Genomic DNA, 14162 nt, shown 5'->3' with positions numbered 1-14162 from the left:
CTCTCCATCCAGTTTGCTACCGTCATTCTAGACATGCTCCGGTTCAGGAGTCTTCCAGGCATAACGAATCACACAAAGTTCAATCGTTCAAGAAACTGTATGCACGGCTGACAAAAATGCTGCTTCCGCCCACACCTGTCTCGAAGCCAAGTCACTCTCACCATTGGGGAAATTTACCTGCCACATCGTGACACTCATCTGCTTCAGCACAGGCTCTTTACTGTGCTCTGTTGAGGAAGGCACGCCGGCCCTCCACGCGCCAACCGTGCCGGACCATGATTCCCACCGTCTCAACGAGCTGTGCTCGTTCGGCGACCTTGATCCGCTCCAACAGGGTTTCTTCCGTGTCATCATCCAGCACCGGAACGGTGCACTGGGCAAGGATTTGTCCCGTATCCATCCCCTCATCCACCACAAACAGCGTGGCTCCCGCGATCTTCACCCCGTGGTTGAGAGCATCGGCCGGGCCGTGAATCCCCGGGAAGGCAGGGAGGAGAGAATTGTGGGTGTTAATGATCGTACCCGGGAAGGAACGAAGAACCGCGGGGCCAAACATTTTCAGGAAGCCAGCTGAAACAACAAGGTCGGGTTGCGCCGACTTCAAGGTGTCAGCTAGCGCCTGATCCCATGCCTCGCGGCTGTCGTAGTCGCGGACTTTGAGGGTGGCGGTGGGGATCCCCTGTTCCTCCGCCAGAGTCGATCCCCCACACCCGTCACGGTCAGCAACGACCAGCACAACTTCCGCCCCATAGGCGGGATCCTTGCAGGCCTCCATGAGAGCCGCGAGATTCGAACCACCACCCGAAATCAGTACTGCGAGGCGTGCAGGTTGAGTCATGGCTTCTTCCTTCCCGCCTCGGGCGCAGTATGCGCCGTGATCGCGGTTGTCGACGTTGGTGAATGGGGATTGGCGGGCGAGCCCGCTCCCCCATCATCCACCACCTCAACCGCTTCTTCGGGGCGGTGTTCACTACGTGACTGATCGCCACCAGCATCATCACCAGCACGGGGCGTCGGTGCAGCTGTCTTGTTCTTCGCTGCCGCGCTCTTCTCTCTCACATTTTTCCACCACGCAACATATTTCGCACGTGCCGTTCGGTGGTTGGCAATCATGCCGAGATACATCGGGAGTCCGAGTACCAGGGCACCCAGGCCGGCCATGAGAGGAGCTTCGGGACCGGTGATGGCGAGTCGCTCAGGACCGATCGATCCCTGAGCGAGTGCACCGAGTATGGAGGCAATGATCGCGACAAAACCAACGTGAATGGCTCCCGTGATCAGCGCTTCCTTCATGTCCGGGAAGGCGGCCGACTGTCTCATGCCAAGAAGGAAGACGACCAGCACAACAATTGCGATGATCCAGGGCGTTCCGGATCCTGGTTGGGGAAGGGCACCAAGGATCGGGACCGCGGGCAGGGGCGCGGATTCCGCACCGAGCGCGGAGAAGCTTGTCCCGGTGCCAACGGCGAAACCCGCCCCGACCATGTACGCAAGCGACCAGACAATTAGTGTCGGGACGTAGCAGATCTGGAACAGCCACATAAAGACATTCGAATGCCATTGCAGAATGTAGTAGCTGTTGATGGAGAGAATATCGGACCAGCCAAGTACCACCGCAGTCACAAAGCCGATCGTGCCCAGCACGAGGGCGGCGACTATCACTCTCCTGGCAAGAATCAACCCGTCATAGATAGCCCGACCGGCAGGGGTATTGAAGAAGCCGGCACCAAACCAGTCAGTTCTATTCTTCGAGGAAAGAACGGCGAGGGAAGCCAGCACCACCATGCCAACCACCGCCAGCCACCAGTTCGATCCCGCCGGTGCTAGTTGACCGAGAAGGGCGGTCGTCGCACCTGCTGCGACCACGAACACCGCGGTGTCTTTCCAGTCAGTAACCGGTAGCTTCCGCACGAAGAAGTAGAGCCCCAAGAAGGTCACGAGGGTGATGAGCAGGGGCGGAAGCGAGATTGCGACACCATCGAAATGGAGAGAACCTCCGAAGGCGGTGAGCCACCAGCCCGTCACCACGCCGGCAACGTCCTGCCAGGTGGTCGTCCCAAGGGATGGCGAGTCTGCCATGATCGTGTAGGAGAAGATACCGAGCACGACAAGAACCGCCCATCCGTAAAGAATGGGTTGAATTCCTGCAAAAACTAAGCGCAGCGGGTGAGTTCGAACATCGGCTTTCATCGTGTTCCATATTTCCAGGCCGAGTCATCCATTTCCTTGAACAACTCACCTCTTGATCAGCCATATTTCACACAGCGGAAGGTGACAATCGAGCCACAGGTGGGCCACACCTCAGAACAGATAAGGGCGATCCGTGCCACGGAGATTCAGGCAAAGCATGGAACTACAAGCTAAAAAGTTGCTTGGTCCGCACGAGCATCATGCCGCCATAGGCACTGATGAGGGCGGAAGACGTTGGTGTCTTATTCTCTTAGGGTGATTCGAGTACTCAGGACCAGATGACTCCGAGTGCACAAAGGACATTGCATTCCAAAAAAGCGGATAACGTTGAAGTACTGGATGGCACAATCAACTGAGGGGCGGAACCATGAAACAAGTTCGATACTCCTTGGTCGGCCTTGCCATGTTGCTATTGGCAACCTGCTCGTCCGGACCAATCGAAGTTGACTACGATGGCGCGGACACCGAGGAACTTGCGCAAGCGAAGGTCGGGGACGAGTTGCTTCTCGATCACGTGGCCCTGGTCTACGAGGACGGCAGCGACACAATCGATATTTGCTTCTCGGTTGAAGAGAGCGGCCTGGATAACGAGGATTTCTTGACCAGCTGTATATGGGTCGATCTGCAAGTCCCTTACGAGGAGGGATTCGACTTTGAGGCCGAAGGCTTCACCCGGAAAGATCCGCAGACAGAAAACTACACAAATTCTAGTGGCTGGGATCGTTCTGCCGTTGTCACCGTCGAAGTCACCAACACGGATGTCACTCCCCCCGAGGTCAAAATCCTCACACTCGAGGACGTCACCTACGACTAGTCTCAATTAAGCTATTCTCGCCAATTGATGAGAACGCCCCTTGTCCCAAGGCACTTCCTTTTCACCAGGCATAGGGGCCTAGCAGGGCCAAGCGAAGTCTCAATATTCAGCCACATAGTCTTTGGGGCCGGAACCACTCAGTGGTCCGGCCCCAAAGCACCTATACACCTCAACTGTTCAACTCACTGGTAGTCCTGTTTCCGACTTATTTCCGATGAGTCTCTTACGGGCTATCACCCGAGTTGTTTAGGCGGTGAGGATCTCGCGTGCGAGGTTAGCTGTCTCGGTCGGAGTCTTACCCACCTTGACACCAGCAGCCTCGAGAGCTTCCTTCTTGGCCTGTGCAGTTCCAGCGGAACCGGACACGATCGCACCGGCATGACCCATGGTCTTGCCTTCCGGTGCGGTGAAGCCAGCCACGTAGCCAACTACGGGCTTGGTAACGTTTGCCTTGATGAAGTCAGCTGCTCGCTCTTCGGCGTCGCCACCGATCTCACCAATCATGACGATCAGGTCGGTGTCCGGGTCGGCTTCGAAGGCACGGAGGGCATCGATGTGGGTGGTACCGACGATCGGGTCGCCGCCGATGCCGATGGCGGTGGAGAAACCAATGTCGGACAGCTCGTACATCATCTGGTACGTGAGAGTACCGGACTTGGAGACGAGACCGATGCGGCCGGGACCGGTGATGTCCGGGGGCGTGATCCCCACGTTGGACTGTCCGGGGGTGATGATGCCGGGGCAGTTGGGTCCAATGAGCTGAACGCCCTTCTGCTCGGCGTAGGCGCGGAACTCTGCCGTGTCAGCCACCGGGACACCTTCGGTGATGATGACGACCAGTGCCATGCCAGCGTCGATCGCCTCGACGACAGCACCCTTGGTGAATGCCGGGGGGACGAAGATGACGGACACGGTTGCACCGGTCTGTTCCTTCGCGTCAGCGACGGTTCCGAACACGGGAACGGAAACGGTGCCGGCGGTTGCGTTGCCGGGGCCGACCGGGGTGACGGTGAAGTCGAGGGACTGGCCGGCCTTCTTCGGGTTGGTGCCGCCCACGATCTGGGTGCCAGCATTCAGCATCCGCTGGGTGTGCTTGGAGCCTTCCGAACCGGTGATGCCCTGAACGATGACCTTGGAGTTCTTGTCAAGAAAAATAGACATGTTGTTGTTCTTCCTTACGCCGCAAGCTCGGCGGCCTTCGCGGCCGCGCCATCCATCGTGTCCATGATCGTGACGAGGGGATGCGCTGCCTCGACAAGGATGCGGCGTCCCTCCTTCACGTTGTTGCCATCGAGACGGACCACGATCGGCTTGGTCGCAGCATCGCCGAGAATGGCGAGGGCCTGGACGATACCGTTCGCAACCTCGTCACAGGCGGTGATGCCACCGAAGACATTGACGAATACGGAACGCACCTCGTCATCACCGAGGATGACGTCGAGACCGTTGGCCATGACCTCGGCGGACGCACCGCCACCGATGTCGAGGAAGTTGGCGGGACCAACCTTGTACTGTTCGCCAGCGTAGGCAACGACGTCCAGGGTGGACATGACGAGACCAGCACCGTTACCGATGATGCCGACCTGGCCACCTTCGAGCTTCACGTAGTTGAGGCCCTTTTCCTTCGCCTTGGCCTCGAGGGGGTTCTCGGCGCTCTTGTCGACAAGAGCTTCGTGGTCGGGCTGACGGAAGGAAGCATTGTCATCGAGGGAGACCTTGCCGTCGAGAGCAATGATCTCGCCGTCTGGGGACTTGATGAGGGGATTCACCTCGACGAGGGTGGCATCTTCCTTCACGTACACATCCCACAGGGAGATGATGACGGGGACGATCTTGTCGGCATCCTCCTGATCAAAACCGGCCTGGGTGACGATGTCACGAGCGACCTCTTCGGTGATGCCCACGGTCGGATCGACGGGGATACGGGCGAGAGCTTCGGGGCGTTCGACTGCGAGCTGTTCGATCTCCATGCCGCCCTCGCGCGAGCACATCGCGAGGTAGCGTCGCTCGGAGCGGTCCAACAGGACGGAGAAATAGTATTCTTCCGCAATATCGGCACCCTCGGCGATCATGACGCGGTGCACCATGTGGCCCTTAATGTCCATTCCCAGAATCTGGGAGGCTGCCTCTTCCACCTCCTCCGGTGTACGTGCGAGTTTCACGCCGCCAGCCTTGCCACGACCGCCGGTCTTGACCTGGGCTTTGACGACAAAGAGACTGGAGTTGAGTTTTTCTGCTGCTTGGCGAGCTTCCTGAGGAGTGGTAGCTACGAGACCTGCCAGCACGGGTACGCCGTGCTTAGCGAATAGGTCACGAGCCTGGTACTCGAAGAGGTCCACGGAGGAGATCCTTCCCATAACGACTCGGTGTCTCGACTTCGAAACACCCGTATCAGGATAGCAAGGTCACAGCCGGAGCGGGACTTAATTCCCACCATCGGACGCAAGTGTCTCAAAAGCGTCCTGGACCGTTTCCGCAAACAGGTACATTCCTTCAATATTGGGATGGGTTTGGTCAGCTTGGAGCATACCTGGGTTCTCGGTTACGGCAGCATGCCAGTCCGCAATCGCAACATTTGGATACTCGGAAGCGATCTCCCGGAGAATCTCGTTCGAGGAATCAATGAACGTGGACTGGCCATAGATCGTCACGAGCACGATCATCCGGTCCTCCCCCAGCATCTCCACTACATCACGCACGACCTGGGGATCGGGGATGCCGGCGTTCGTACCGTAGTCGAGGATGACCGCGCGGCGGATCATGCCGTCGTTCAGCCCCTGCTCAACGAGTGCGGGAGCTTCATGCCACTGCCTATTCGACTTCGCGATGAAGTTCAGTCCCGGGAAGGTCACTTCCAGGCCATCGGCGGCCGTCACGATCAGGGAATCACCGATCGCTGTGATGTTTTCACCGGTCGGCATTGTCCAGTCGCCACCGGGTACGGGTGATTCCCCACCCGCTGTCTCATCGGGCTTCGCTTCACCGGTGTCACCACCTGCCTGACCGGGATCCTGTTCGCCGCTCTCTCCCGGTGCGTCTTTGTCCGGGTTCGGGGCTTGCTCGTTTTGGTCTTCAAAGCGTTTCTCGTTTTCCTCGATTTCGAGTTGAACGGACGACTTCTCGGGGGCAACGGCGACGGCAATGCCCGTGCCCGTCATCATCACCACGCCGGCCACGGCCAAGCCAACTGCCACGGGGCTGCGCTCGAGCACGTGGTCACGAGCATTCCGCAAGGTCTGCCTAAACCCGTTCTTCCTGATCGGGGTTTCAATGTATTTGAACGAGAATTCGCAGATGAGCAGGGTGACGGCAATCGCTACGAGGGACCTCACCCAGAACGTGACGGTGCCGGGGGCTGCGGGAACGATGAGACTCAATATAACGAGGATTGGCCAGTGCCACAGGTAGATGCCGTACGAGCGATGACCGATCCAGGTCGCAACAGGGTTATCGGAGATCGTTGCCAGCTTGGACCCGGGGGCGAGCATGGCGGCAATCAGAACAACCGTGAGGATCGAGGAAAAGAGAATGCCGCCCCGGTAGGCGATCAGTGACTGATCGGACAGGGTGAGCATGAGGGTGAGGAGCCCGACGAAGGCACCGATGCCCGCGAGCTGGCTGTACTTGCTCCAGGTTCCGGCAAGCCACGTACCCGTTGGTGGTGCCCACGAGAAAGCGAGAGCAATGCCGAGCGCCAAACCAAAAAGGTGAGTGTCGGTGCCGTAGTAGACGCGGGTCAAGTTCAGCGGATCGGCGATCACTGCCATGAGCACGGCCGAGAAGAGCGCCAAACTCATCGCCAAGCCGACTCTCCCCCGCCATGTGCGCACCAGCACAATGACCGCAAGGAAAATCAGTGGCCAGAGGAGATAGAACTGTTCCTCCACCGCAAGCGACCAGAAGTTCTTAAACAGGAGCGGGGAGGTCTGATCGAAGTAGGAGGAACCGTGAGCGATCTCCAGCCAGTTCGATGAGAATGTGAGAGCACCGAGCACCTGCCGGCCAATTCCGACCAGCAGATCGCGGTTGACCATGCCGGCGACCGGCACCACGGTGATAACGAGGAATAGGAGGGCGGGGAGGAGCCTGCGGGCTCTTCTGATCCAGAAGCCCTTCAGATCAATTCGCTTAGTTTTTCGCACCTCGCGCAGCAGCAGCGTGGTGATGAGGAATCCGGAGACGACAAAGAAGATATCGACGCCGAGGAAGCCACCGGGCAGGGCTCCCGAAGTGATGTGGTAAATGACAACGGCAATGACCGCGAGCGCACGCAAGCCATCCAGTCCGCCGATCATGCCACCCGGATCTGCCATGGGGTGACGGCGAGGCCGCCTCGCTCGTCCCCGTGTTTCAGCGGTCATCTGTCCCCCTCTTCTCTCGCTCCACCATAGTTCGCGGCGGGGAACGGGCGGGAGGGTGACTCGCCGTTTACCAGCACATTTCTGCGGTTCCTGAGCCAAATTCACTGGTTTGCTGATACTAATGTGACGGGTGTGAATGAGTCGCACTCAATGTAAATAACCGAGCGAAAAAGCATGTAGCTGGTCGGTCAATAATTGAAATTGACGGACCAGCTACGTGCTGTGCTCGATTATTCTGAGAGCGGTTTTTATTCGGGCAGGCTCAGTGGCGCCATGGCCAGCATGAGGCGCTTTGTCTTTCCGTCGAACTGAACCTTGGCGACACGGTTTGCTCCCGCGCCCTCGAGGTCCTGCACGGTTCCCGCACCGAACTTGGCGTGGATGACGGTGTCACCGACCTTGAGGTTGGCGAGCTCTCCGAGGCTTTCCTCTTCCTTCTTCGCCTTTTCGGCGCGTGCGGCCTTCGCTTCTTCAGCTGCTGCCTTCCGCTCGGCCTCGAGTTCGGCCTGGCGGGCCTTGATCTTCTCCATGTCTGCCGCGCTGAGTGAATCTTGGGGCTTGGTGGCGGGCTTGCGCTTGGGGCCACCGTCGAGCCTGCCCGGCTTGACCTTGCCGGTCGTGGAGCCGCCGCCGTAGGAGCCGCTGCCGCTTCCGGAGGTGAAGTCTGGGCGGGAGTATCGAGATGAGCTGGACCGCCTAAGAACGTCACCGGCCGAGTATTCCCTGCGCCAGTCCACGAGTTCATCGGGGATTTCGTCGAGGAATCGGGAGGGCGGGAGTTCCTGGGGTGCTCCCCACTGGCTGCGCACTGCGGCGCGGGTGATGTAGAGCGTTTCGCGCGCCCTCGTGAGTGCCACGTAGGCGAGTCGCCGTTCTTCCGAGAGTTCAAAGGGATCGGCGAGTGACCTCATGTGGGGGAAGGTGCCGTCTTCGAGTCCCGTGACAAAGACCGTGGGGAATTCGAGACCCTTGGCGGTGTGGACGGTCATGAGCGTCACTTCACCGTCGCTCTGGTCCTCATCGGGAAGCTGATCGGAGTCGGACACGAGTGCGACGTGCTCGAGGAATTCTCCAAGTCCTGCCTCCGGGTTCGTTGTCTTGAACTCGGTTGCCACCGAATGGAGTTCCGCCAGGTTGTCGACCCTCGCTTCGTCCTGGGGGTCTTCGGAGTTGCGGAGCTCAACCATGTAACCGGACTTCGCCATCAGTTCGTCGAGAATGTCGGCAGGGGCGGATCCGTTCGCCATCATCTCCCCCGCCTCTTCCAGGATGGTCCTGAAGTCAACGATGGTGTTCTCCGCCCGGGTGGCGAGCCCCGCGACGGCCCCTCGGGGGCTGTCGGGGTTCTTGACGTCGGCGAGTGCGCCACCGAAGGACATGCCGTAGCGCTGCGCATGGGTGGCAACGGCCTCTTCGGCTTTCGCGCCAAGTCCGCGGCGCGGGGTGTTGAAGATGCGGCGGAGCGCGACCGTGTCGTCGGGGTTGGCGACGACCTGGAGGTAGGCGAGCGCGTCCTTGATTTCCTTGCGCTCGTAGAAGCGGGTTCCACCGATGAGGCGGTAGGGGATGCCGGCACGGATGAGCATCTCTTCAATGGCGCGCGACTGCGCGTTGGCGCGGTAGAAGATCGCGATATCGGCCCACTTGCGCTTGGGGTGCAGGGCTTCGAGTTCTTCGATAAGGAACCGTGCCTCGTCGTGCTCGGAGTCCGCAACGTAGCCAATAACCTTGTCGCCCGCACCCTGGTCGGTCCAGAGCCTCTTCGCTCTGCGGTTCGGATTGTTAGCAATAACGGCATTGGCGGCGGTCAGAATATTTTGCGTCGACCGGTAGTTTTGCTCGAGCAGGATCGAGGTGGCGTTGGGGTAGTCATCCTCGAACGACTCGATGTTGCGGATCGTGGCGCCACGGAACGCGTAGATGGACTGGTCTGCGTCACCCACAACGGTGAGCTCACCCTGGTTCTCACCCGTACCGGTCAGCACCTTGATGAGAACGTACTGGGCGTGGTTCGTGTCCTGGTACTCGTCAACGAGAATGTGGCGGAAGCGGCGCTGGTAGTGCTCGGTGATGAGAGGGTGGGCCTGCAGCAAATTGACGGTCGTCATGATGATGTCATCGAAGTCGAGAGCGTTCGCCTGCTTGAGCCTGTCCTGGTATGCACGGTAGGCGGCCGCCACGGTCACATCAGACGGATCGTTGATCTTCTGCGCAAAGTCATCGGGGTCGATGAGTTCGTTCTTCAGGTCCGAGATTCTGCGCAGCAGAGACTTCGGTGTCGCAACTCGTGAATCGATGGCTTCTTCTCGGCATACCTGGTTCATGAGCCTTAGTGAGTCCGCCGAGTCGTAGATCGTGAACGTTGAGCGCATTCCCAGCGCCTCGTGTTCGGCGCGCAGGATTCGTACGCAGGCGGAGTGGAAGGTGGAGATCCACATCCGGTTCGCAACCGAACCCAGCAGACCCTCGAGCCGCTCCCTCATTTCCTTCGCAGCCTTGTTCGTGAAGGTGATGGCGAGGATTTCGCCGGGGCGGGCCCTACCTGTTTCAACAAGGTAGGCGATCCTGTGGGTGAGCACGCGGGTCTTACCCGAGCCGGCACCGGCGATCACGAGAAGCGGACTACCCTCGTGCACGACGGCGTCTCTCTGCTGCGGGTTGAGCCCCTCCGTCAGCCGCTCCGCACTCCCCTGCGCTCCGGTGAAGCTCGGGGCGGAAGGTTCGCGCGGGCTCTTCTCGGCAGGCTTCACCTGCTTAGCTGCGGCGGCCTGGGCCGCCACTTTCTGTCGGAGCCGGTCGAGTGCTGAAAGAGGTTGCGAAGACATAGCTTTCTTATCTGCGTGGAGGGGAAGATTATCGGACCGTCAGCGTATCGATAACGGTCCGATCATTCATGATTGTGCCATGGCGGTCCCAGCAGTGCCGGGACTGGGCGACGTACTAGACGGCGACTGCGATAATGACGTTAACGGCGATGAGGCCAGCAATGCCACCGATGAAGCCCTTGCTCACCTTCTCCTGGCGGCCACCCCAGATCGCCATGCCGGTCGCAATGAGTGCAACGAGGAGTTTGATGCCGATCTTCATGTGGTTGACGTCGACGTCACGCATCTCTGCCACGCCAACGAGGAGCAGTCCGGTGAGGAGCGCGCCGAGAACTCCGTGAAGGACTCCCTTGGGCATGGCTTCGGACTTGATGCCGGAGACTGCGTAACCGAAGGCAAGTGCCCAGCACAGGAGGTGGAGGATGACGAGAACTGTTTGCAGAATGTCCATGCCTGTCAGCCTATCGGCTGACTCGGACCACTTCGAACTCCGCCCTGTCGTTTTGCGGAGAGTTTACCCACATGACACACCCCGTTCGCAGACCCTTCTCACGACCCAATGACGGCTCGGATAAGGCCGTGACCATCACGCCTTTCCCGGGCTAGTCATTCGACAAAGCAAGCTAGTTATTCGATAAAGAACGAGGAAGGCGCATGGCCTGTGCCGTGCGCCTTCCCTGTGGCTAACTGTTTGAGTGGTCGTGTGATGCTTCCCGGCTGGGTGCACCAGGTGGACTAGCGAGCATCCCCCGTTTCACGGGTGACCCGAGCACCTTCGACAACGTCATCTTCCTTGCGGGCTCCAACAACCATCGTGGTTCCCATGAGGAGCATCCAGACACCAACACCGATGGCGAAGAGGGACACGCCGTAGGCGAGGACCGAGGTGAACAGCGAGGAGCGGAGGAACGAAGCGTTCATCATCGTCGTGCGCTGTGCCTGGTACTCTTCGGCAGCTGCGGTGTCGCCTGCTTCTTCAGCTTCGTTGGCGAGCGCACCGAGGGTGGCGTAGGTTTCTCCGCCGGAGATGGCGAGGGCGTGCTTGTTGATGACCTCTGCCTGAGCGTAGGCGGAGATGGGGCCGGAGACCTGCTTGCCGGCTGCGAACGATGCATCGGCAGATACGGTGATGTCTTCCGCCTTGAGCTGGCTCGTGACCAGTCCCCAGGCAACGCCACCGGTTCCCACGAACAGGACACCAAAGATTAGGGTGATGATGCCGGTGATCTTCCCAAGCTTTGTGAACATTTCTTCCTCCTTCGGGGCAACCTCGTCGCTCCGGTTTGTCGAGCAAACCCTTGCTTGCTCTGTTGACTCCAATTTAGGAGGCCACGAATTGGTCAACAAGTATGCATATCGCGGCAGGGCACAAATGTGGAAGATTTGGCGGATTCTCGGTAACAAAAAGTTACCTCACATGTCCAGCGTCACACTTCAGATGATCCGCGCCTCATATTCATTCACAAAATTGGGACAATAACCCCATCTTTTATACATTTACACGAATATATTCACAAAAATAATGACAGACGAAGGTCCCAAATCCGTATCCTTATCTCCCAAATGTCCCAGCTTCACTGACTAAAGTGAGGACATTGGTCCCGGGTTTTCACCCCGCACCACTTCATGCGGTGTCCTGAATCACCAGCCAAGTGTCGAGGGGAACCCATAGAAATGTTGTTTTTCGGTCAAGAAACCGATTAGTCATCACGCCGCCATCAGATCCACCTGTGCCCATGAGCTCTAACTGCGAGTCCCCACCCGGGAAAGAAGTCAAGAAACCAGCCATCGAACCGTCGTTCCCTGCGCTATGCATTCGAATCCTCGTCGCTGATCTTCGGCTCTGCCACAGACATGGGTGTAGGCCAGCATTGCTGGCCTACACCTTCCACGCTTAAACGCCTGGTTATGTCATGTCGGCGGGGTTTACTCCCACTCGATGGTGCCGGGGGGCTTGGAGGTGACATCAACAACAACTCGGTTGATCTCTGAGACCGAGTTGGTGATGCGGTTCGAGATCTTGGCGATGACGTCGTAGGGTAGGCGGGACCAGTCCGCGGTCATCGCATCCTCCGAAGAGACGGGACGCAGGACGATCGGGTGGCCGTAGGTACGACCGTCGCCCTGCACACCAACCGAGCGCACATCGGCCAAGAGCACCACCGGGCACTGCCAAATTTCGCTGTCGAGACCCGCCGCGGTGAGTTCCTCACGGACGATAAAGTCGGCGCGGCGAAGAATGTCGAGACGCTCCTTCGTCACCTCACCGATGATGCGGATGCCGAGACCGGGGCCCGGGAACGGCTGGCGACCAACGATAGCCTCGGGGATGCCGAGTTCACGACCAACGGCCCGCACTTCGTCCTTAAACAGGTCGCGCAGGGGCTCACACAGTTCGAACTCGAGATCGTCGGGAAGGCCACCCACGTTGTGGTGGGACTTGATATTTGCAGCGCCCTCTCCCCCACCGGACTCAACAACGTCCGGGTAGAGGGTGCCCTGCACGAGGAATTTCACGCCGCCTTCTTCTTCCGAAACGAGGCGGGCGGCCCGCTCGAAGGAGCGAATGAACTCGCGACCGATGGTCTTGCGCTTCTCTTCCGGATCGGTGACGCCGATGAGGGCGTCGAGGAAGGTCGCAGAGTCGTCAACGGTGATGAGCTTGACGCCGATCGCCTCAACGAAGTCGCGCTCCACCTGCTCACGCTCTCCCTGGCGAAGAAGTCCGTGATCGACAAAGACGCAGGTGAGCTGGTCACCAACAGCCTTGTGCACGAGCGCTGCCGCGACCGCAGAGTCAACGCCGCCCGAGAGCCCACAAATCACCTTGTCGGAGCCGATCTGGGCTTTGATGCGGGCGACCTGCTCGTCAATGATCGAGCCAGTCGACCAGTTTGCTTCCAGTCCCGCTCCTTCGCGGAGGAAGCGTTCCAGGAGTGCCTGGCCGCCGGGGGTGTGGCGAACTTCGGGGTGCCACTGCACGCCGTACAGTTTCCGTTCCGGATCTTCGAAGGCGGCCACAGGGGCACCCTGCGAAGTTGCGGTGACGGTGAACCCTTCGGGAGCAACGGAGACGGCATCGCCGTGGCTCATCCACACCGACTGCTGCGAGTCCCCACCCATGAGGCCACCCGTGAGTTCAACGTCCGTATGCCCATATTCGCGTTCCCCGGTCTTGTCGACCTTTCCGCCGAGTGCCGCAGCCATGGACTGGAAGCCGTAACAAATACCAAGAACGGGTACGCCTGCTTCGAGCAGGTTCTTGTCGAGGCTGGGGGCACCTTCCTCGTACACCGAGGAGGGCCCACCGGAAAGGATGATCGCGGCAGGGTTCTTCTCCAGCAACCGGTCGGTCTCGATCGTGTGTGGCACGATCTCCGAGTAGTAACCTGCTTCGCGCACGCGCCGGGCTATGAGTTGAGCGTATTGCGCCCCGTTATCAACAACGTAAACAGTCTCGTGTTCCATCGTGTCCTACCTTTCGCGCTCAGACTTGAGGCGTTGGATCTGTGCGCGCCGAAGAGCGCGGTTCTCCACCGCGTCGAGGGCCTCCGGGAGGTCCTCTCGGTACCAGAATGCTGCCCGGCGTTCGAGAACGAAAGACAGCACGGGCACCACACCGGCAATAATGAGATAAATCATACGGCTAAAGTTCCATCTCATAATCGACCACAGATTGAAGACGGACAGCACGTACACAACGTAAATCATGCCGTGAACGATCGCCACCCACGTACCGATCACGGGTGCGTGATTGCCGTTCACATCGACCAGATACTTCAAAATCATCTCAACCACGAGAAGAAGCAGCCAGAAGCCGGTGATGTAGGCCATGACACGGTAGAAAGTCATGGCGAGCTGGGACTTTTTCGCCGCGTTCTCGCGCGCCGTGCGCGCGAGCTCCGCATCTTCAGCGGTTGGATCGGGCAAGCTCGAGGCCACGTCACATCCTTTACGTTGAATCCATTTGTC

The 14162-nt window shown here is 59.2% G+C and carries 11 protein-coding genes; 1 reads left to right on the top strand and 10 read right to left on the bottom strand.

The features are described from left to right. Positions 1-217: 217 nt before the first annotated feature. Positions 218-838, bottom strand: coding sequence for a phosphoribosylglycinamide formyltransferase (purN, locus tag BN1241_RS02385; protein ID WP_054952119.1), 621 nt, complete (start codon positions 836-838; stop codon positions 218-220). Next, positions 835-2190, bottom strand: a complete 1356-nt coding sequence (locus tag BN1241_RS02380; RefSeq protein ID WP_054952118.1) for a cell division protein PerM — start codon at positions 2188-2190, stop codon at positions 835-837. The genes purN and BN1241_RS02380 overlap by 4 nt, the downstream gene beginning before the upstream one ends. A gap of 367 nt (positions 2191-2557) precedes the next feature. On the opposite strand from BN1241_RS02380, the gene BN1241_RS02375 reads away from it, so the two are divergent. Further along, on the top strand, positions 2558-3004 hold the full coding sequence (locus BN1241_RS02375) for a hypothetical protein (RefSeq protein ID WP_054952117.1): 447 nt from the start codon (positions 2558-2560) through the stop codon (positions 3002-3004). Between the two features lie 246 nt (positions 3005-3250). Here the strand turns inward: BN1241_RS02375 and sucD are convergent, their stop codons facing one another. The 8 genes from sucD to BN1241_RS02330 form a co-directional block, all read right to left on the bottom strand. Further along, positions 3251-4165 (bottom strand): succinate--CoA ligase subunit alpha, encoded by a 915-nt coding sequence (gene sucD / locus BN1241_RS02370; protein WP_054952116.1) that lies wholly within the window; start codon positions 4163-4165, stop codon positions 3251-3253. A gap of 14 nt (positions 4166-4179) precedes the next feature. Beyond that, positions 4180-5343, bottom strand: coding sequence for an ADP-forming succinate--CoA ligase subunit beta (gene sucC / locus BN1241_RS02365; protein ID WP_054952115.1), 1164 nt, complete (start codon positions 5341-5343; stop codon positions 4180-4182). An 84-nt stretch (positions 5344-5427) separates the two neighbouring features. Further along, positions 5428-7365, bottom strand: coding sequence for an acyltransferase family protein (locus BN1241_RS02360; RefSeq protein ID WP_077138237.1), 1938 nt, complete (start codon positions 7363-7365; stop codon positions 5428-5430). Positions 7366-7613: 248 nt separating this feature from the next. Further along, the gene (locus BN1241_RS02355; protein WP_054952113.1) at positions 7614-10190 is read right to left on the bottom strand and encodes an ATP-dependent helicase; all 2577 of its coding nucleotides are present in this window, start codon (positions 10188-10190) and stop codon (positions 7614-7616) included. Between the two features lie 115 nt (positions 10191-10305). After that, a complete protein-coding gene (locus tag BN1241_RS02350) occupies positions 10306-10641 on the bottom strand; it encodes a hypothetical protein (protein ID WP_054952112.1) in 336 nt (111 codons plus the stop codon). A 284-nt stretch (positions 10642-10925) separates the two neighbouring features. Beyond that, a complete protein-coding gene (locus BN1241_RS02345) occupies positions 10926-11438 on the bottom strand; it encodes a hypothetical protein (RefSeq protein ID WP_054952111.1) in 513 nt (170 codons plus the stop codon). 678 nt (positions 11439-12116) lie between these two features. Continuing rightward, complete coding sequence (gene guaA / locus BN1241_RS02335; protein WP_054952109.1) at positions 12117-13658, bottom strand: glutamine-hydrolyzing GMP synthase; 1542 nt, start codon at positions 13656-13658, stop codon at positions 12117-12119. Between the two features lie 6 nt (positions 13659-13664). Continuing rightward, on the bottom strand, positions 13665-14132 hold the full coding sequence (locus tag BN1241_RS02330; protein WP_222704382.1) for a DUF3817 domain-containing protein: 468 nt from the start codon (positions 14130-14132) through the stop codon (positions 13665-13667). Positions 14133-14162 lie beyond the last annotated feature (30 nt).

Origin of the sequence: Flaviflexus massiliensis (assembly GCF_001375495.1) — a bacterium.
Lineage (GTDB): Bacteria > Actinomycetota > Actinomycetes > Actinomycetales > Actinomycetaceae > Flaviflexus > Flaviflexus massiliensis.
Note: the sequence above shows the minus strand (reverse complement) of the source record. Positions and strands in the feature narration are given on the sequence as shown.

Coding starts and splice junctions, on each gene's coding strand:
- BN1241_RS02350 (WP_054952112.1), bottom strand. CDS start 10,641: ATGGACATTCTGCAAACAGTTCTCGTCATCCTCCACCTCCTGTGCTGG.
- BN1241_RS02375 (WP_054952117.1), top strand. CDS start 2,558: ATGAAACAAGTTCGATACTCCTTGGTCGGCCTTGCCATGTTGCTATTG.
- BN1241_RS02345 (WP_054952111.1), bottom strand. CDS start 11,438: ATGTTCACAAAGCTTGGGAAGATCACCGGCATCATCACCCTAATCTTT.
- purN (WP_054952119.1), bottom strand. CDS start 838: ATGACTCAACCTGCACGCCTCGCAGTACTGATTTCGGGTGGTGGTTCG.
- BN1241_RS02360 (WP_077138237.1), bottom strand. CDS start 7,365: ATGACCGCTGAAACACGGGGACGAGCGAGGCGGCCTCGCCGTCACCCC.
- BN1241_RS02355 (WP_054952113.1), bottom strand. CDS start 10,190: ATGTCTTCGCAACCTCTTTCAGCACTCGACCGGCTCCGACAGAAAGTG.
- BN1241_RS02380 (WP_054952118.1), bottom strand. CDS start 2,190: ATGAAAGCCGATGTTCGAACTCACCCGCTGCGCTTAGTTTTTGCAGGA.
- guaA (WP_054952109.1), bottom strand. CDS start 13,658: ATGGAACACGAGACTGTTTACGTTGTTGATAACGGGGCGCAATACGCT.
- sucD (WP_054952116.1), bottom strand. CDS start 4,165: ATGTCTATTTTTCTTGACAAGAACTCCAAGGTCATCGTTCAGGGCATC.